Source organism: Selenomonadales bacterium 4137-cl, from assembly GCA_032334055.1.
GTDB classification, from domain to species: Bacteria; Bacillota; Negativicutes; order Sporomusales; family UBA7701; genus Anaeroselena; species Anaeroselena agilis.
Genome location: JAUOZS010000001.1, coordinates 3,996,733 through 4,014,305 on the forward strand (window position 1 = coordinate 3,996,733; position 17,573 = coordinate 4,014,305).

The 17,573-nt window shown below is 64.6% G+C and carries 16 protein-coding genes; 15 read left to right on the forward strand and 1 reads right to left on the reverse strand.

The window, feature by feature from the left end; genetic code table 11:
• The first annotated feature begins 407 nt into the window (after positions 1–407).
• On the forward strand, positions 408–986 hold the full coding sequence (locus Q4T40_20480) for a CBO0543 family protein (protein ID MDT8903610.1): 579 nt from the start codon (positions 408–410) through the stop codon (positions 984–986).
• A gap of 27 nt (positions 987–1,013) precedes the next feature.
• Here the strand turns inward: Q4T40_20480 and Q4T40_20485 are convergent, their stop codons facing one another.
• Positions 1,014–1,526: a hypothetical protein gene (locus tag Q4T40_20485; GenBank protein MDT8903611.1), complete on the reverse strand. Its 513-nt coding sequence runs from the start codon at positions 1,524–1,526 to the stop codon at positions 1,014–1,016.
• A 404-nt stretch (positions 1,527–1,930) separates the two neighbouring features.
• Here Q4T40_20485 and Q4T40_20490 point away from each other — a divergent pair, with 404 nt between their 5' ends.
• The 14 genes from Q4T40_20490 to Q4T40_20555 all read left to right on the forward strand — a co-directional run bounded on the left by Q4T40_20490 (position 1,931) and on the right by Q4T40_20555 (position 17,551).
• Entirely contained in the window at positions 1,931–2,941 is a 1,011-nt protein-coding gene (locus tag Q4T40_20490; protein MDT8903612.1) for a hypothetical protein, read from the forward strand.
• 50 nt (positions 2,942–2,991) lie between these two features.
• On the forward strand, positions 2,992–3,234 hold the full coding sequence (locus Q4T40_20495) for a phosphopantetheine-binding protein (protein MDT8903613.1): 243 nt from the start codon (positions 2,992–2,994) through the stop codon (positions 3,232–3,234).
• Positions 3,235–3,268: 34 nt separating this feature from the next.
• The gene (locus tag Q4T40_20500) at positions 3,269–4,270 is read left to right on the forward strand and encodes a hypothetical protein (GenBank protein MDT8903614.1); all 1,002 of its coding nucleotides are present in this window, start codon (positions 3,269–3,271) and stop codon (positions 4,268–4,270) included.
• Positions 4,271–4,274: 4 nt separating this feature from the next.
• The gene (locus Q4T40_20505) at positions 4,275–5,276 is read left to right on the forward strand and encodes a beta-ketoacyl-ACP synthase III (GenBank protein ID MDT8903615.1); all 1,002 of its coding nucleotides are present in this window, start codon (positions 4,275–4,277) and stop codon (positions 5,274–5,276) included.
• A 60-nt stretch (positions 5,277–5,336) separates the two neighbouring features.
• Positions 5,337–6,716, forward strand: a complete 1,380-nt coding sequence (locus tag Q4T40_20510) for an MATE family efflux transporter (protein MDT8903616.1) — start codon at positions 5,337–5,339, stop codon at positions 6,714–6,716.
• A gap of 161 nt (positions 6,717–6,877) precedes the next feature.
• The gene (locus Q4T40_20515) at positions 6,878–8,524 is read left to right on the forward strand and encodes an AMP-binding protein (GenBank protein ID MDT8903617.1); all 1,647 of its coding nucleotides are present in this window, start codon (positions 6,878–6,880) and stop codon (positions 8,522–8,524) included.
• Between the two features lie 41 nt (positions 8,525–8,565).
• The gene (locus Q4T40_20520; protein MDT8903618.1) at positions 8,566–8,811 is read left to right on the forward strand and encodes a phosphopantetheine-binding protein; all 246 of its coding nucleotides are present in this window, start codon (positions 8,566–8,568) and stop codon (positions 8,809–8,811) included.
• Positions 8,786–11,140: a xanthine dehydrogenase family protein molybdopterin-binding subunit gene (locus Q4T40_20525; GenBank protein MDT8903619.1), complete on the forward strand. Its 2,355-nt coding sequence runs from the start codon at positions 8,786–8,788 to the stop codon at positions 11,138–11,140. The genes Q4T40_20520 and Q4T40_20525 overlap by 26 nt, the downstream gene beginning before the upstream one ends.
• On the forward strand, positions 11,137–11,610 hold the full coding sequence (locus tag Q4T40_20530) for a (2Fe-2S)-binding protein (protein MDT8903620.1): 474 nt from the start codon (positions 11,137–11,139) through the stop codon (positions 11,608–11,610). The genes Q4T40_20525 and Q4T40_20530 overlap by 4 nt, the downstream gene beginning before the upstream one ends.
• Positions 11,610–12,467 (forward strand): xanthine dehydrogenase family protein subunit M, encoded by an 858-nt coding sequence (locus Q4T40_20535; protein MDT8903621.1) that lies wholly within the window; start codon positions 11,610–11,612, stop codon positions 12,465–12,467. Before Q4T40_20530 ends, Q4T40_20535 begins: the two co-directional genes overlap by 1 nt.
• Positions 12,467–13,759 (forward strand): hypothetical protein, encoded by a 1,293-nt coding sequence (locus Q4T40_20540; GenBank protein ID MDT8903622.1) that lies wholly within the window; start codon positions 12,467–12,469, stop codon positions 13,757–13,759. Before Q4T40_20535 ends, Q4T40_20540 begins: the two co-directional genes overlap by 1 nt.
• On the forward strand, positions 13,759–14,877 hold the full coding sequence (gene hisC, locus Q4T40_20545) for a histidinol-phosphate transaminase (protein MDT8903623.1): 1,119 nt from the start codon (positions 13,759–13,761) through the stop codon (positions 14,875–14,877). Before Q4T40_20540 ends, hisC begins: the two co-directional genes overlap by 1 nt.
• 62 nt (positions 14,878–14,939) lie before the next feature.
• Positions 14,940–15,368 (forward strand): CoA-binding protein, encoded by a 429-nt coding sequence (locus Q4T40_20550; GenBank protein ID MDT8903624.1) that lies wholly within the window; start codon positions 14,940–14,942, stop codon positions 15,366–15,368.
• Between the two features lie 173 nt (positions 15,369–15,541).
• Positions 15,542–17,551: a serine hydrolase domain-containing protein gene (locus tag Q4T40_20555; protein ID MDT8903625.1), complete on the forward strand. Its 2,010-nt coding sequence runs from the start codon at positions 15,542–15,544 to the stop codon at positions 17,549–17,551.
• Positions 17,552–17,573: the final 22 nt, after the last annotated feature.

Here is a 17,573-nt window from a genome sequence, read left to right on the forward strand (position 1 = left end):
TGCCGAGTCAATTCCCGTCCGGATGCTACTGATATTACGGCAGGAGGCTACAGGGTAAAGGCAAAAAGAGACAGGAAACCTGTCTCTCGTCTTCTGCGCAATTTGGTTCGCGTTTGCGGGCGACAACTTCTCCATTGGCTGTGATTTAAAATCGGTAATCAGGCAGCGGGAAGACCTCGCCGCCGGAAAGCGCGACCCCGGTCCCAAGCCGGGCGCCGCGTGCTGCCTGCGATTCCGGCGCCCCTTCTGGTATGCCGGCGATCAATAGGGTGTAAGGAAGGCGGAACCGGTAACCTGCCGGCGGGGGCGGCAGTAAGTCGGCAAACGGTATAGTAATCGCGCATAGCCGCAATAATAGGTATGTATACCGGGCGATGAAAGCGCGACCCGAAAAAAGGGAAGGCTAAATGGCGCCAAACATAGATTGGGGCGGATTGTACGAAATTTACGAGGCCAACCAGACATTTCTGAGGCTGGCCTACGAATACTGGCGTCAGTATACGTACAATGCGCCGGTGTGGTGGTTGCTTATTTTGACGCTTATCCTGCCGTGGATTATCTGGTGGCGTTTTGTGGATAAAGCGAGACTTTCGTTGTGCTTGTCCCTGGGGTTGCTGACCCTGATCGTCTGCACCGGCCTCGACGCGGTCGGCGTGGCCCACGGGCGGTGGGTATATCCGCATAAGCTGCTCGGTACTTTTCCCCACCTTGTCCCGGTCAACTTTTCCCTCCTGCCGGTATCGTACATGCTTATTTATCAGTTTTTCCCGTCATGGAAAAAGTACTTGCGCGCCAGTTTCGCCATGGGGCTGCTGTTCGCCTTCGTGGGTGAGCCGGTCCTGATTTTTCTCGGCGTCTATTTGCCGCTGCAGTGGTATCACCACTATTCTTTTCCCCTTTATATAGCGATTGCCGTCGCGGTAAAAGCGGCCGGCGACGGCATGCGGGGTCTTCAGGAGCGACATGGCAAAAAACCGGCGGATTAGCCGGTTTTTTGCCGCTATTTGCGGATGCTAGCGCGGCCGGGTTTCGTCGTCGTCATCCAAGGGCTTCATCGCCGGGACCATCCCCAATCTTGCGGAGGAGCCGCTGCCGACTGTTAGGGCATTCAGCGCCGCGGCGAGTACCAGTCCGAATACTGACGAGGCGATAAGATTGGCTATTGCCGTCATAAGCGGGATGGGGACAGTGCCCTCCACCTTGAACAGCGTGGTGACGGCGTAGATGAGAAACCAGGCGGTTACCGAAAAAAGCCACCCCTTGAAGATAAGGTAACGGCTGCCTGCCGGTGGCACCAGATAGGCAAACGCGATTCCCAGCACACCGCTAAAGATTAGCTGGCCCAAGAGAGAAAAAAGCGTTTCCCCCAAGCTGAACGGCGGGGTATGGGCGTGGATAATTACGGCGGCCCAGTCTGAGATGCGCAGCGTGGTCATATTCATTGCTCCTGAAATGAAACTCCAGATATTCATTGCTATCCCGCCGGCGATCCCCGCCGAGAACCCGCGGAGCACCCTGTCTTCCATCGGCAGCCTCCTTTTGCGATGATGCTATAGTATGCGCCACAGGGCAAGGTAAATATAAGGTCGTCGGCTTCTTCCGGCTAGAGCCGGATATTCGCAGTGCGTGGGTGACGTTGATTCGATACCCGCCGAAGAGGCGGGTGTTTTCGTTTGGGGGCGGATTTCGGCGTGCCGCCCCGCAGCGGCTGTTGTCGCGCGAACTGTGGCTCGGGCTACATATCTATGGTCGTCCGGTTTTTTTCGACCCATGGATGTCGCAAAATGTCTTTTTGGCAGGAGCTTTCGGCTTTTATCAAGAAACAAGTAAAATACGGCAATTTGCTTGGAGATGAGCCCATATACGCCGATCGGAAATGCGAGCCGATGGTTTCCGGGATACGAACCTATGTGCAAGGAGAGGGTGCCTTATGTCCGAATCTTCGTTCCGGCTCGTGCCGATCGACGAAGCGAACGCCGGCCTCGTCGGCGAAGTTTTCCGCGCGGCGTACGGCGATGCCTTTCCGGTGAAGTATGTTTACCGGCCGGAAGCGGTCCTGGAGGAAATCCGCCACAACCGCTTGGCGGCCTTGCTGGCCGTCGACGAAGATAACAGAGCCGCCGGGTATGTTTCCGTTTTCAAGAGCAGCCCAAACCCGCGATTATGGGAGGCTGGCAACATGGTCGTCGTCCCGGCCTACAAGCAGACGGATGTCAGCATGTTGTTGGCGGCGGCCTACACTGACGGCACCCTGTTCGCGGGGAACGCCAGCGACGGCCTGTTCGGCGAAGTGGTGTGCTGCCACTATTTCACCCAGGTGAGCGGGATTAAGGCCGGTCAGGTCGATTGCGCCCTGGAACTCGACCAGCTCGACGGGCCGAGCTTTAAGGACAACCGGACCGGCAGCGCGCGGGTGTCGTGCGTGCTCAATTTCAAGGAGTATTCCCGGCCCACGGGGCCTGTTTATCTGCCGCCGGTTTACGGGGATTTCCTCAGCCGGCTCGCGCAGCCGCTGCAGCCCCGGACGTTTGCCCCGGCGACGGCGCCGCTGCCGCAGGACGGGCTTACCCGGCATGAGGACCGTTACTATGAAGCCGCCCAGACCTGGAAGGTGGCGGTCAGCGAGATCGGCGCCGACTGGGCGCGGTTCACGGCCAAGCTGTTGGCCGAGGCCAAGCGGCGAGGCGTCGTCAGTCTGCAGCTGACGCTTAACGCGGGCTGCCCCGCTATCGGCGCGGCCGTGGAGGAACTGAGGGCCAGCGGGTTTTTCTTCGGCGGGCTTGCCCCCCGCTGGTTCGGCAGCGATGGTCTGCTCATGCAGCAGGTGCTGGGCGTTGAAACCGAGTACGAGCATATCAGGCTCTACTCCCCGACCGCAAAGGAGCTGCTCGCCTTTATCCGGGCTGACCGGGCGTCCGTTACGGCTGGAGCAGGCAATTGAAGCCGCGGGCTTCGACCTGTTTCAATATATGAATGAGGAGGAATATCACTATGTCGACTATCGAAAAACTGCGGGAAGTAATCCTCAAGCTCAGGAAGAAGAATATCACCGCCGACAAGCTGACCCCCGACGCCCGTTTTGCACAGGACCTCGACTTCGATTCCCAGGATCTGACCGAGATGCTGGTATTGGCGGAGGACGCGTTCAAGGTTTCCCTCGACCTGCAGGAAGTGAAGAATCTGTCGACGATCGCCGCCGCCGTGGAATTTCTCGACAAAAAGCAGGCAAAGTAAGCGTCCTCGAGGAAGCCGATTGGAGGCGATGTTTGTGGCTGATGGACGGTTCCGCTTGGTCCCTGTCGGGCCGGATAACGTCGCCCTCGTCGGCGAGGTTTTCCGGGCGGTTTACGGCGAGGGTTATGTTGACCCGGTCGTCTACCGGCCGGAGAGCCTGTTGAAAAAAATCGCCCAGGGACAATTGGCGGGCCTGCTTGCCCTGGACCCCGCCGGTCGGCCGGCGGGCTATGTCGCTCTGGGCTCCACCGCGCCCAACCATTCTCTTTGGGAGGAGAAAGGGTTGATTGTCGTTCCCGGATACAGCAAAACCGACGCCGGGACCGCGCTGGCGTGTCATTTCGGAGACCGGGCGGTATGGCCGGCCGGCGTGGACGGCGTTTTCGCCTCCGCGGTCTGCCACCATTATTTTTCCCAGGTTATCTGCGCCAAAGCGGGCTGGGTCGTTTCAGCCGTTCAATTGGACCTTTTCGACGCCGCCATCCTCAGCGACCGGCCGGAGGATGTCGACCGCATATCCTGCTCCCTCTTCTTCAGCCCTATGCCACCCGCAGCCGTTCCTTGCTACTGGCCGGCTGCTTACTTTGATGTGATGGCGGCCCTGGCGGAGGAGAGGAACGATCCTCCGGGCGCGATATCCGCCGCGCAGCTGCCCGTGACGGTGACGACGGACCTGGAAGTGATTCCTTTGCCTACCTCGGACAGCATGAAGGTCAACGTATTCCGTGTGGGCGGGGACTGGGCGGCCGCGGTCGAACGGCTTGTGGCCGAGGCCCGGCGCCGACGGGCGCTCTCGGTCCAGCTTTTTATCGACACCGCCTGCCCGTCCATCGGCGAAGCCGTGCGGGTTCTGCGCGCGCGCGGCTTCTTTTTCGGTGGGCTTGCGCCGCGCTGGTTCGGCTCCGACGGCCTGCTCATGCAGCAGGTGTTCGCGAATACGCGCTACGATTTGATCCGACTTTATCCGGATACAGCAGCGAAGCTGCTGGCTTTTATCCGGGCCGACCGTCTGGCGGTCGGGCAGGAAAGGGGATGAGGAGATGACCGGACCTTCCCCGGGCACCGGGACCAACGCCCGTATAGCGGGGCTCGGCATGTATGTGCCGGAGAAGATCGTGACAAGCGCCGAGATTGCCGGCCGGCTCAATGTTTCCGAGGAATGGATCGTGAGCCGCGTCGGCGTCCGGGAGCGGCATATCGCCGCCGCCGGCGAGGCTGCCTCGGCGCAGGGGGCCGTCGCCGCCGAGCGCGCCCTGGCTGACGCCGGCGTCGCGCCGGACGAGGTCGACCTGCTTATCGTCGCCACCCAGACGCCCGACCGGCCGGTACCTTCCGCCGCCTGCGCTCTCCAACGCAGGCTCGGCTTGTCCGGAGCGGCTTTCGACCTGAATGCCGCCTGTTCCGGCTTTGTGTACGCGCTGACCGTGGGCGCGCAGTTCATCGCCACCGGCAGCTACCGCAACATCCTGGTCGTCGGGGCGGAAGTGGTGTCGCACACGGTGGACTGGGACGATTTGTCCTCCTGTATATTGATCGGCGACGGGGCGGGCGCCGCCGTGCTGCAACCGACGGGCCCGGACAGGGGGATTCTCGCCTGGGAGATGGGGGCCGACGGCCGGGGCGGCGATTTTCTCACCATCCCCGCCGGCGGGTCGGAGACGCCGCTGACCCACGAAGCGCTGGATGCCAAGCTTGATAAGGTGAGGATGCTCGGCCAGGAGGTGTTCATGTTCGCCCTCCGCACCGTGCCGGCGGTCACTAACCGGGTGCTGGCGATGGCCAATCTGTCGCTGGCCGATGTTTCCCTTTTTGTCCCCCACCAGGCCAACAGCCATATCATCGAGGCCGTTGCCCGCAGGCTGGACCTGCCTGAAGAGAAGCTGATGATGAATATCGACCGTTATGGCAACACTGTCGCCGCCTCTATACCGATAGCGCTGTGCGAGGCTATGGAGCGCGGCCGGATAAAGTCCGGCGATGTCGTGGTCCTCGCCGGTTTCGGCGCCGGCCTCACGTGGGGCGCGGCGGTAGTGCGCTGGTAAGAGTGAAGGCTTCGCCGGCAGGCTTTTGCCGGCAATAAGGCGGAAAATCGCAGGGGTGTTATGCGAGAACAGATCGACCTAGGGGCAGGCAACGTTTCGGCGGTTATTATCCGCTTTGCCGTTCCCTTGATGGTATCTTTGTTTTTCCAGAACTTGTATGCATATATTGATACGGTGTTTGTCTCCTGGCTGGGGGCGGAGGCGCTGGCGGCCGTCTCGCTGAGCGTGCCGCTGACCTATCTGGCGCTGTCGCTGGCCAAGGGGGCCTCGTTCGGCAGCGTCGTCCTCATCAGTTATGCCCGCGGGCAGGGGGACGAGGAGGGCGGACGGGCGGTCGGCATGGCGCTGCTGCCGATGATGACGCTGCTGATGGCGATTTTCGCGCCGCTTTTGTCCGCCGACCTGTGCCGCGCATTTTACGCTTTTTTGGGCGCCACCGATGCCGTGGCCGCAGTGGGTATCGGTTTTACCGCCTGGCTGGTGGCCGGGTTTCCGGTGATGGGCTATGTGTTTACCGCCGAGGCTTTGTTCATGGCCCGCGGCGACACGAAGACGCCGATGAAGGGGCAGATTCTGGGCAATATGCTTAATTTCGCCCTTGACCCGCTGTTTATGTTCGTGTTCGGCTGGGGCGTGACCGGGGCGGCGGTCGCCACCTTCACCGGCCAGCTTGTGGCGGCCGTTTACCTGCGGCGGCGACTCGCAATCCAGCAGGGGGAACGGCTGACGCTGGCCCTTCCGGCCGGCGTGACGGGGCTGTGGCGGCGGATTGTCGGCCAGGGAGTGTTCATCACGGTGGCCTACATGGTGAGCCCGGTGGGCCTGATGCTGCTGAATATGGTGCTGGCCCGGTTCGGGCCGCTGGCGGTCGGGGCCTGGAACCTGATGTCGCGCACCGAGATGATGGTGATGCTGCCGATAATGGGTCTCAGCAACGCCTTGGCAGCGTTCGTCAGCTTCAACCTCGGCCGGGGCGATTACGGGCGGATACGCGCGGGGCTGGTCTTTTTTTTCAAGTTTTCGTTGGCTATTGTGGTGCCGACGATGGTTTTGTTCACGGTTTTCCCGCGTGAGCTTACGGCCGTTTTCCGGCCGGCTCCGGACCTGGTGGAGCTGGGAAGCGCCGCACTTTCGGCGTCGGCGGTGGCGGTGCTGTTCATGCCGGCCCTGTTCGCGATGAACGGCCTGGCGCAGGGTTTCCGGCGCCCGGTCTTTATGCTGGCGATAGGTTTTGTGTATATTATCGCGGCCCGCGTACCGCTGGCTTATTTGTTCGCCGCCCGCTGGGGCGAGCGGGGCGTGTTTTGGAGCCACCCCGCCGCCGCTTTTCTGGCCGGTGCGCTGGCACTGGCGTTATCCCTGCGCCTGCTGGCCGACTGCCGCCGCGGTCTGGCGGCCGCTGCGGCCGAGAACGGGAGAGGCGCGGCGGCCGATGGCTGATGAAAACATCGTCCCCTCCGGTTGTGGGCGACGCGGGCTGCAACCGCCGAGCCCGATTTTGAGGGGATTTTTCTTTACCGGAAACCGGACGGAAGTCGTAAGGCAGGACTTGTTGGCCGTGCGGGCAAGGTAATACAGGCAACCAGCAGGTTGCGGAAAGGGTGAGGGTTATCGACAATCAAACCATCGGCGCCCTGCTGTCCGCCCAGGCCGGGGCGCGTGGCGACAAGCCGGCGCTGGTCGACGGCGATGGCAAGGTGCGGTATACTTTCGGCCAACTGAACGACGGCGCGCGCCGGGTGGCGTCCGCCCTGCTGGCTTTGGGCGCGGGACGCGGCGAGAACGCCGCCATCTGGGCCCCGAACATGCCGCTTTATCTGGATGTCGCGTTCGGCTGCGCCAAGGCCGGCGTGCCGCTGGTGATGGCGAACACGAATTTCCGGGCGTACGAGCTCGAACAGGTGCTGCGCCAGACCGAGGCGGCGACGTTGTTCGTGGCCGACGGCGCCGGGCGGCCGGGGGAGTTCCCCGAGATCCTGCGGGAGCTTTGCCCCGAGCTTGCGGACGCGCCCCCCGGCCGCCTGGCGGCCGCGCGTCTGCCGCACCTGCGGCGGGTGGTGTTCCTCGGCGACGAGAGCCGGCCGGGGATGTTTTCCTGGCCCGAGTTCCTGGCGCTGGCGGCCGGCGCGGAGGAGGCGCGGGTGACGGCCTGCGAGGCGGCGGTCGTGGCCGAAGACGTTTTCGCCATTTTGCTTACTTCAGGCACGACTGGCACTCCCAAGGGGGCGATGCTGACCCACGCCAATTTCTTTTACGTCGCCGCTACGGTGAGCGGCTGCCTGGGCGTTTCGCCGGGCGACCGCCTGTGCATCCCGCTGCCCTTTTTCCACGCGTACGGCTTCGGCATGGTGTTGACCGCCTTGGCGGCCGGGGCGGCGGTGGTTGCCCTGGACCGTTTCCGGGCGCCGGAATTGCTGCAGGCCATCGAGGGCGCCCGCTGCAGCCTGGTGTTCGGCACGCCGACGATGTACGTCGCCGCGCTGGAGGAACTGGCCCGCCGGGAGTACGACCTGTCGTCGCTGCGAGGCGGCAATACGGCGGGCGCGTTTTGCCCCCCGGAGCTGGCCGAGGCGGTGATCGGCAGGATGGGGGCGCGGGAATTCGGCGTCTTTTTCGGGATGACGGAGGCGTATTGCACCATCAACCGGCCGGACGACCCGCCGGAGCGCCGCGTCGGCACCATCGGCCGGGCCATGCCGGGCATGGAGGTCAGGGTGGTCGACCCGCGGACGGGCCTGGAGGCGCCGGCCGGAACGGCGGGCGAGCTGTGCGTGCGCGGCCCGGCGGTGATGAAAGGCTACTATAAGATGCCGGAGGCCACCGCGAAGGCCATCGACGCCGACGGCTGGCTGCACAGCGGCGACCTGGCCCGGGCCGACGCCGACGGGTACTGCGTTGTCACCGGCCGCATCAAGGACCTGATTATCCGCGGCGGGGAGAATATTTTTCCGGCGGAGATCGAGGAGTTTCTTTTCACCCACCCCAAGGTGGCCGAGGCCCAGGTGGTGGGTGTTCCGTGCGATTATTACGGGGAGGATGTGGTGGCGTTTGTCCGCCTTAAGGACGGCTGCACCGCGACCTCGCTGGAACTGAAGCGCTATTGCCGGGAGCGCATCGCTATCATCAAGGTGCCGGCGAAGTTCTTTTTCGTCGACAGTTATCCTCTGACCGCCAGCGGCAAGGTCCAGAAGTTCAGGCTGCGGGAGCTGGCCGCCCGGATGCTGGCGGAAGAGGCGGACAGGGGATAGGCCGACCGGCGAGGACCACGACAATGGCAGGAGGAGTATGTATGGATAAACAGCAGATCGCAAGCCTGACGCGGGACATCGTGGCCAAGCGGTTGCCGCAGGTGAGCCCCGACAAGATCACGCCCGAGGCCGAGTTTGCCGTTCTCGGCGTCGATTCCCTGGCGCTGAGCTGGATGCTCGCTGATATTGAGGACACCTTCGAGATCGAGATGCAGATCGGCGATGCCATGAAGCTAAAAAACACGGCCGCGGTGGTCGATTATGTCGCGAAACGACTGGCGGAGTAGCGGGCTGCCGGCCGGCGTGCAGGAGGTCGGCCGGCCGGCCTTGAGGGCGGACGCCGCCGCGAAGGTTACCGGGGCGGAGCGCTATGCGGCCGATTACTACCCGGAAAACTACCTGTGGGGCGGCGTGAAGCGGGCCGGGATTCCCCACGCCCGCATAACGGCTGTTGACACGGCCGCCGCTCTCGCCCTGCCGGGCGTGGTGGCGGTGTTGACCTATAAGGATATCAAAGGCAAAAACCGTCTGGGGATATTCGAGAAGGATCAGCCGATTTTGGCCGACACCGTCGTTCGCCACTGCGGCGACGCGGTGGCCCTGGCGGTGGCCGAGACCAAGGAGTCCCTGGCGGCGGCGCTGGCGGCCATCCGGGTCGATTACGAGCCGCTGCCGGCGGTCTTCACGCCCGAAGAGGCTCTGGCCGCAGGAGCGCCGTGCGTTCACGAGGGCCGGTCGGCCGGCAATCTTCTGCTGGAGAGCGAGATAATCTTTGGCGATGCCGGCGAGGCGCTGGCCGCCTGCCGCTATACCGCCGAGCTGACCGTGGCGGTGAACTGGCAGGAGCACGCCTTTCTTGAGACCCAGACGGGCGTGGCCTGGCAGGAGGCGGACGGCAGTCTGGCGATGGTCGTTTCCACCCAGACGCCTTTCCGCGACCGCCTGGAGCTGGCCGAGGCGCTCGGCCTGCCCCCCGACCGGATACGGGTGACGGCGCCTTACCTGGGCGGCGGTTTCGGCGGCAAGGACGGGGTGACTGTGCAGGGCTTTCTGGCATTGGCCGCCCTGCATAGCGGCGGACGGCCGGTGAAGATCTGGTATTCGCGGGAGGAGAGCATTCTGGCCGGCACAAAGCGTCATCCGGCGACCGCGGTCTACAGGCTGGGCTGCGACGCCGACGGGGCGCTGCAGGCGCTGGACTGCCGGCTGGTGTTCGACACCGGCGCGTATGCGTCGCTGGGGACGGAGGTTTTCGCCCTGGCGCTCGAGCATGCCGGCGGCCCGTACCGGATCGCCAACGTGGCGGTGCGCGGCGCGATCGCTTATACGAATAACCCGGTGGGCGGGGCTTTCCGCGGCTTCGGCGTGCCGCAGGCGGCGGCGGGGATGGAGCAGGCGATGGACGAGCTGGCGCGGGTCGCCGGCTTCGACCCGTTGGACTTGCGGCGCCGCAACGCCGTCCGCCGCGGCGACACGACGCCGACAGGCGTGGCGGTAAGTCGGCCGGCCGGTCTTGACGAGTGCCTGGCGCAGGTCGAGCGGCACCCGCTGTGGCGGGGGCGGCAAGCCTGGCGGGAAGGCGCGCCGCCGTTCAGGCGCCGGGGCGTGGGCGTGGCCGCTGTTTACCACGGCATGGGGTTCGGCCCGGTGGTTACCGACTACGCCAACGCCAAGCTGGAGCTGACCGCCGAGGGGCGGATTATCGTCTGCGCCGGCGTGGCCGACATGGGTCAGGGCAATGCCACCACCTGCCTGCAGATAGCCAGCCATTGCCTGGGCCAGCCGTACGAAAGCATGGAGCTTGTGCTGCCGGATACGGCGCGTACTCTGCCATCGGCTTCGTCGTCGGCCAGCCGCACCACTTTCACTTACGGCAACGCTCTTGTCGGCGCCGCCGGCCTGCTTAAGGAGCGGATTCTGGCGAGAGGGGCGCTGCTGCTGTCCTTTCAACTGATGGCGCCGGTCGGCGCCGGGGATGTCGAGTTGCTGCCCGGCCGCGTTTTTCATGCCCCTTCCGGCCGCAGCATCCCGCTCAAGATGATCGCCGGCTTTATGGACGCCGCCGAGCGCACGACGACCTACAGTTACACCTGCCAGGCGAACACGCAGGCCATCCCGACCGGTGAAAACCTCCGGCTTCACGGGTACCCTCACCGGATATTCGCCTATGGCGTTCAGCTTGCCAGGGTGGAAACGGATACCCTCACCGGCGAGACGAAGGTGTGCGATTACCTTAGCTGCGTCGACGCCGGCCGGGTGCTGAATCCCCAGCTTTACGAGCAGCAGCTTCACGGCGGCGCCGTCCAGGGCATGGGTTATGCTCTGTTCGAGGATTTCGCCGTCGCCGGCGGGCGGATCGCGACCGGCGATCTGGCCACTTATATACTGCCGACGGCCGCCGACGTGCCGGATGTGGAGGTTGTGAGCGTGGCGGTGAGCGAGGACGACGGCCCCTTTGGCATGAAGGGGGTCGGCGAGGTGGTAATCGACGGCGTCCTGCCGGCGGTGGCCAACGCCGTGGCCGACGCGGCCGGGTCCCGCGTGACCCGGGGCACGCTGACGGCGGAGAAAATACTGGCGGCCCTGCGGGCCGGCGGCCGGGAGGCGGCGCGATGATCGTACGGTTCACGCTCAACGGCAAGGAAATGGCTGTGGAGACCCCAGCCGACCGGCGGGTGGTCGACCTGCTGCGGGAGGATTTGGGGCTGACGGGCGTCAAGGAGTGCTGCGGCGCCGGCGAGTGCGGCGCGTGCACCATATTGGTGGACGGCGAAAGCCGCCTGTCCTGCCTGATGCTGGCCGCCCAGCTGGAAAACCGCGCCGTCGTCACGGCCGAGGGGGTGGCGACAGGCGACAGTCTGCATGTCGTTCAGCAGGCGTTCGTGGATTGCGGCGCCGTGCAGTGCGGCTTCTGCAGCCCCGGCATGGCTTTGGCGACCCTCGATCTGTTGCGGCGCAACCCGTCGCCCGCCAGGGACGAGATCCGCGACAGGCTGAGCGGCAATCTGTGCCGCTGCGGCAACTACCAGAAGATTGTCGACGCCGTCGAGGAAGCGGCCCGGCGTCTTAAGGGGAGGGACGGCTGATGGAGGTTTTCTTTCCCCGAACCCTGGCCGAGCTTTGGCCGCTGCTGGCGGCTTATCCCACGGGGGCCGTCCTGGCCGGCGGCACCGATCTGCTGGTTAAACTGCGCAAGACGGGCGTGAGGCCGCCAGCCCTGTTCGCCCTGGAGCGACTGGCCGTACTGCGGCAGATGGCCGTCCGCGACGGCGAGCTTCATATCGGCGCGGCGGTGACGGTTAGCGAGCTTGTGGACAGCGACACGGTGCAGAAGGCGCTGCCGGCCCTGTGGGAGGCGGCGTGCCTGCTGGGCTCGCCGCCGGTGCGCCACGGCGCCACGGTGGGCGGCAATGTCTGCACTGCCTCGCCGGCCGGCGACACGTTACCGCCGCTTTACGTCTATGGCGCGGCGGTGACGGTTGCAAGCGCCGCAGGCGAACGCCGGCTGCCGATCGACGCGTTTATCGCCGGCCCGGGCCGGACCGCCCTGATCCCGGGCGAGATTGTGACCGGCGTCGTCGTACCGCTGCCGTCCGCGGGGACGTTCTCGGCCTACTATAAGGTCGGCAAGCGCCGGGCGATGGCGGTCGCCGTGGCCAGTCTGGCGGTCCGGCTTGAGCGGGACGCCGGCGGCGCGGTCAGGGATATCCGGCTGGCCTGGGGGAGTGTCGGTCCGCAGGTGGTTTCGCTGCCGGCGGTCGAGGCGTTTCTCCGCGGCCGGAGATTGACGGAGGCTGTTTTGCGCGAGGCCGGGGCGATGGCGGCGGCGGCGGTGCGACCGATCGACGATGTGCGGGCGAGCGCCGATTACCGGCGGCGCCTGGCCGGCAACCTGCTGCTGAAGCTGGCCGCTTCAGGAGGCGACGAGGAGGAGGATGGCTGATGAAGCACGCGCCCGTGACGGAACTGACCGTACCTTTACAGGTCGAGCTGCTGCCGGTGGTGACCGGCTGTGTCGAGCAATCGGCGCAGGCCTTCGGGCTGCAGCGGAGCGAATCGCTGGCCCTGGCGCTGGCGACGGAGGAGGTTTTCTCCTACCTGGCCGCCAAGGCGGCCGTGGGCCAGAGCCTTCGCGTGACCTGCCGCGGCGGCGGGTACTACGCCGAGGTGGTTTGCCGCTTTCCGGGCCGGGCTCTGCCGGTTAGGGCGCTGAACATCACGGCCGCCGTGGCCGACGACGAAGCGTCGCTCGAGGAGATGGGCTTTCTGCTGGCGGCGCGGACCGTCGACCGGCTGGCGATTGCCACCGAGGGCGACAGCATGAGCGTGTCGTTCGTCAAGGAGAAGGCCTATCCGCCGGCGCCGGCGGAGGTTCCCCCGCCGTTCGCCGTCAAAGGCGCGTTTCGCGAGTATGGCGACGAGCCCGAGCTGCTCAAGCAGTTCGCCAGGCGGGTGACCGCTGCGTACGGTCGGCAGGCGCCGCCTTTTTTCCGCTTCCCGGGCAAGATTGTCGATATGGTGGCGGGCGGCGAATACGGCGCGGTGATGCTGGCCGACGATAACCGAAATATCGGCGGCGGCATGTTCTGGCGCAAGGACGCGAAAATGGCCGAGGCTTACGGGCCGTACGTTTTCGTCGGGGCGTCCGGGCTGGCTCGCGACGTCGTCGACGCCTGCCTGCGGAGGTTTGCCCGCACCGGTACGCTCTGCCTGGTTATCCCGGCGGCCACCGCGGAGGCGCCGCGCGATTACTTCGAACCGCTCGGCCGGCTGCCGCTTACGGCCGCCGACGGCCGCCGCGAGGAAGAGGCCCTGTATCGCCAGCTTGAGGAGGATAACGGGTCGCTGATCTATGTCCATCCCGCCCTGGCCACGTTCGTGCGGGACGCGTACGACCGTTTGTGCCTGCCCCGCCAGATAGAGGAGGTCGCGAGCTTCGGCGAGGCCCGGTCGCCGTATTCGGCTTTCGCCGTAAGCATGGACCGGCCGGCGAACAAGGCGGTGCTGTCGCCTATATGGGTCGGCGAGGATGCCGCCGCCAGTCTGGCCGAACATGTGCGCAGCCTTGAGCGGGAAGGCGTTGTCAATATTTTTTTCAAGCTGGACGCCGGCGTGGCCGGGAAGGCTCTGCTGGGGCCGGCCCTCCTGGCGGCGGGCTTTCGCCCCCGGCTGATAATCCCCTGGGAGGGACGGGGCGACGTTATCGTCTTTGCCCACCAAGAGGGGGGAGAGTAGTGAGCGGCCGTTTCCCGCCCCTGGAGACCCTCGTTCCCCCCCATATCCGCGATATCGAGCCTTATATACCCAGCAAGCCGGACGACGTGCTCGCAAAGATGTTCGGCTGTCAGATGATTTACCGTCTCAACAATAACGAGAACGCTCTCGGGCCGTCGCCGCAGGCGCTGGCGGCGCTGAGGTCGCTGGACCCCAGGCAGGCGGCGGTTTATCCGAGCGGTGACGCCTACCATCTCCGCCACAAGCTGGCCGAGCGCTACGGCCATCCTTCGGACGCCTTCCTCGTCGGCAACGGCGCCAACGAGCTGATCGCGTTCGTCATCAAGGCCTTCTGCCATGAAGGCGACAATATCGTGACCGCCGACCGGACCTTTACCGTGTACGAATGGGTGGCCGGTTTTTCCGGTTTTGAAGCGCGATTGGTGCCACTGGCGGACTACGGCTTCGACGACGAGGCCATGCTGGCGGCGGTCGACGACCGCACCAAGATCATTTTCGTCTGCAATCCCAACAACCCTACCGGCACCTACTGGGACGAGCGGCGGCTCAGGCGCTTCCTCGACCGGGTCGCCGGCCGGCAAATCGTCGTCCTCGACGAGGCTTACGGCGAGTTCGTCTCGGCGGGGGATTTCCCCGACGGCATGTCGCTTATCAACGAATATCCGAACCTGGTCGTTTTCCGGACTTTTTCCAAGATGTTCGCCCTGGCGGCACTCAGGATCGGCTATCTGGCCGGCGACGAGCGAGTCGTCGAGGTCATCCGCCGCACTTGCGTGGTGTACTCGGTGAACAGCATCGCCCAGGCGGCAGCGATAGGGGCGCTGGCGGACGCGGACGACCAAATCGCCCGTACGCGGCGAATGGTGAACGAGGCGAGGGCGTTCCTGCGCGGGGAGCTTGCCCGGCTCGGCCTGGTTCACTTCGGCGACCAGGCCAACTATATGGTGGTCCGCCTGCCGGTAAGCGATACCCTGGCGTATCGCAAGCTGATGCGGCAGGGAATAATGGTGAGAACGATGACCGGTTTCCGCTTCCCCAATCATATCCGGGTGACGCTTGGCCCCATCCCGGTCATGGAAAAATTCATCGCCGCGCTGGAGCCGGTGGTGGCCGGTTAGGCGGGCGGGGACGGGGTTTATATCGGAGCGGAGGCATATCTGAGGCGGAAAGGATGGCGTGGATGGCGCGGTTGACGAGGGAGTTTTTCGGGGGCGGCGAGGTGCTGTTCGTCGGCTATTCCAGCCGGAACGCCGGTTTCAGCCGCAAGGTGTATGAAGCTATTACCGCGGCGGGGATACGCGTTTATCCCCTCAATCCCAAGGGGAGCGGCGATCCGGCGGTGAAGGTATACCGCAGCCTGGACGAGCTTCCCGCCGTGCCGGCGGCGGCGTACGTGCTGCTGGGCGCGGGCAAGGCTGGCGGTGTCGTCCGCGAGCTGGCGGCGAGAGGGGTGAAGCGCGTCCTGTTTCACATCGGCAAGACGGCTGACGCGGTCGTGTTGGCGGAGTGCCGCGCACTCGGGATGGAGACGGCGGTGGCCTGCCCGCTGATGCTGTTCGGCGGCGGCATCCACTGGCTGCACGGTTGGCTCGCCGGCGTGCGGCGGTAGGCCGATTTTCGGGAAGATAACCCCGGCCGGGGATTTCGGCCGGGGTTTCGTCTTGGCTGCGCGGGGCTTTCCGGGCGGAGGAGGAATTACCCGGCATATATGGAAAATAGTCATTGCGAATAATGTCGGAAGATTTGCAAATATGGCGGTTAAGGCGATTTTCGGAGGTGTAAATGATGAGGCATTTTGTCAGGGTGGGGTGGCTGCTGGTTTGCCTGCTTTTGGCCGGTATGCCGCTGGCGGCGGCCATGGACTCCGACGCGACGGATGCCAAGGCTGTCGCCCGCACGGAGATCTGGAAGGATATCGCCGCCGGGGCGACGGGCAACGCCGCCGTCGCCATCATGGACGGCGGGGAAATCGTCTACTCCGAGGGGTTTGGCATGGCCGACCGCGCAGGGAGCATCCCGGTCGACCGGTACACCATTTTCAACATGGGTTCGGTGAGCAAGGTTTACGCGGCGACGGCGATAATGCTGCTAGTGGATGAGGGCAAGGTGGAGCTCGACCAGCCGGTGACGCGGTACCTGCCGGAATTCAAAATGGCGGACGAGCGATATAAAGACATAACAGTCAGGATGACGCTCAATCATGCCTCAGGTATACCCGGCACGACGGGGGCGAATAATTTCGGGTTTGCTTACAACAAGGATGTTTACAAGGATACGCTGGACGCGCTGGCTCTGTCCGACCTGAAGCACCGGCCCGGAGAGATGAACCCGTACTGCAACGACGGGTTCACGCTGGCGGAGATGATCGTTGTCCGGGTTTCGGGGCAAAGTTTCCCCGATTTTCTGAACGAGCGGATTTTCAAGCCGCTGGGGATTGGCAATACCGGTCCGAGTGTCGGCATGCGGCCGGAGACGAAGAAGGTGAAGGCGGCGAGGTATTATCCGCCGGGCCGGCTTAATGCCGAGCCGCTGGAAGTTATTTCGCTCCTCGGGGCGGGCGGGTTGTCCGCGTCGGCTGAAGACCTGTGCCGGTTTGCCGATTCGTTCTCGGGAAAAGGGCCGCAGGTTTTGTCGGCCAGGGCGCTGGCCGAAATGAAGAAGGCGCAGCCGCCGGAATTCAGCGGCAAGCTGCGCGGCCCGGACGTAAGCTGGGGGCTGGGCTGGGACGTGACCGACCACGAGCGCTACAGGGTGCAGGGGATAAAGGTGCTGGGCAAGAGCGGCGGCACGGGAACGTATACCACGATGATGTTCGCCGTGCCTGACAGACGGATCGCGGTGGCGGTGATCGCCACCGGGGCGCGGAGCGGCGCCGTCGCCATCGCCGACAAGGTGCTGGAGGCTTATCTGGCCGACAAGGGCCTGATGAAGAAGGAAGCCAGGGCGGTGACGCCGCCGGTCAAGGCCGAGCCCATTCCTGCCGGCCTCAAGGCGTACGAGGGGTATTACTACGGTGGCGTCCTGATGAGGATGGCTTTCGATACGGAGAAGGGGACGCTGACCGTCTATAAGGTGGAAGATCAGGCCGAAACGACGCTGCTTACGGCGAAGTATAACGGCGGCTATTTCCACACCGACGGGGGCAAGCTGTATTTTGCCGTCGTCGACGGCCGGCGCTACTTCGTGAAGCATGACCCGGACTGGATGGTGGATACGATCAGCGGGGAAAAAGTAGAGCCTGTCGCGTCGCCGGTACGGCTTGGCGTGGAGATCGAAGGCCGCGAGTGGCTGCGGCGGAACGCCAAGGCTTTCGAGGGCATGATGGCTGCGGACGGCAATGTCGTAGAGTCGCGCCTGGTGCCCGCTTTGCCCGGGTACGTGGTGTTCGGCGGGCTGATGAGAGTCGAGTCGCCGATTTTCGCGGCGATGCCGGTCAAGTCGATGCGCGATTTGGCAGAACTCCGCCTGGTGGACAGGGACGGAGGGCTGTGGGCCTGGTGCGGCGGGGCGCTATATATGCCGGGCGATATGGCGGCGACGCTGACGGGCGGCGAGGGGCGGCTCGTGATCGGCAAGGAAGGCTACAATGAATGGCTGAAGGTGACGGAAGACTGTGTGCTGAGTTTCGCGAAGCCGGCGAAGGGCCGGGTGATGGTGTACGACGCCGAGGGGAAACTGTTGTATGACAGCGTGATGGACAGTGGCGAGGTGTTCGTGGGCGCCGGCGGGTTCGTGGCGCTGACAGGCAACGCCGGGGATGCCTTCACGGTGATGGCGAAGTCCGGTAATTAGGAATTATGGGGGCCGGGTTTTC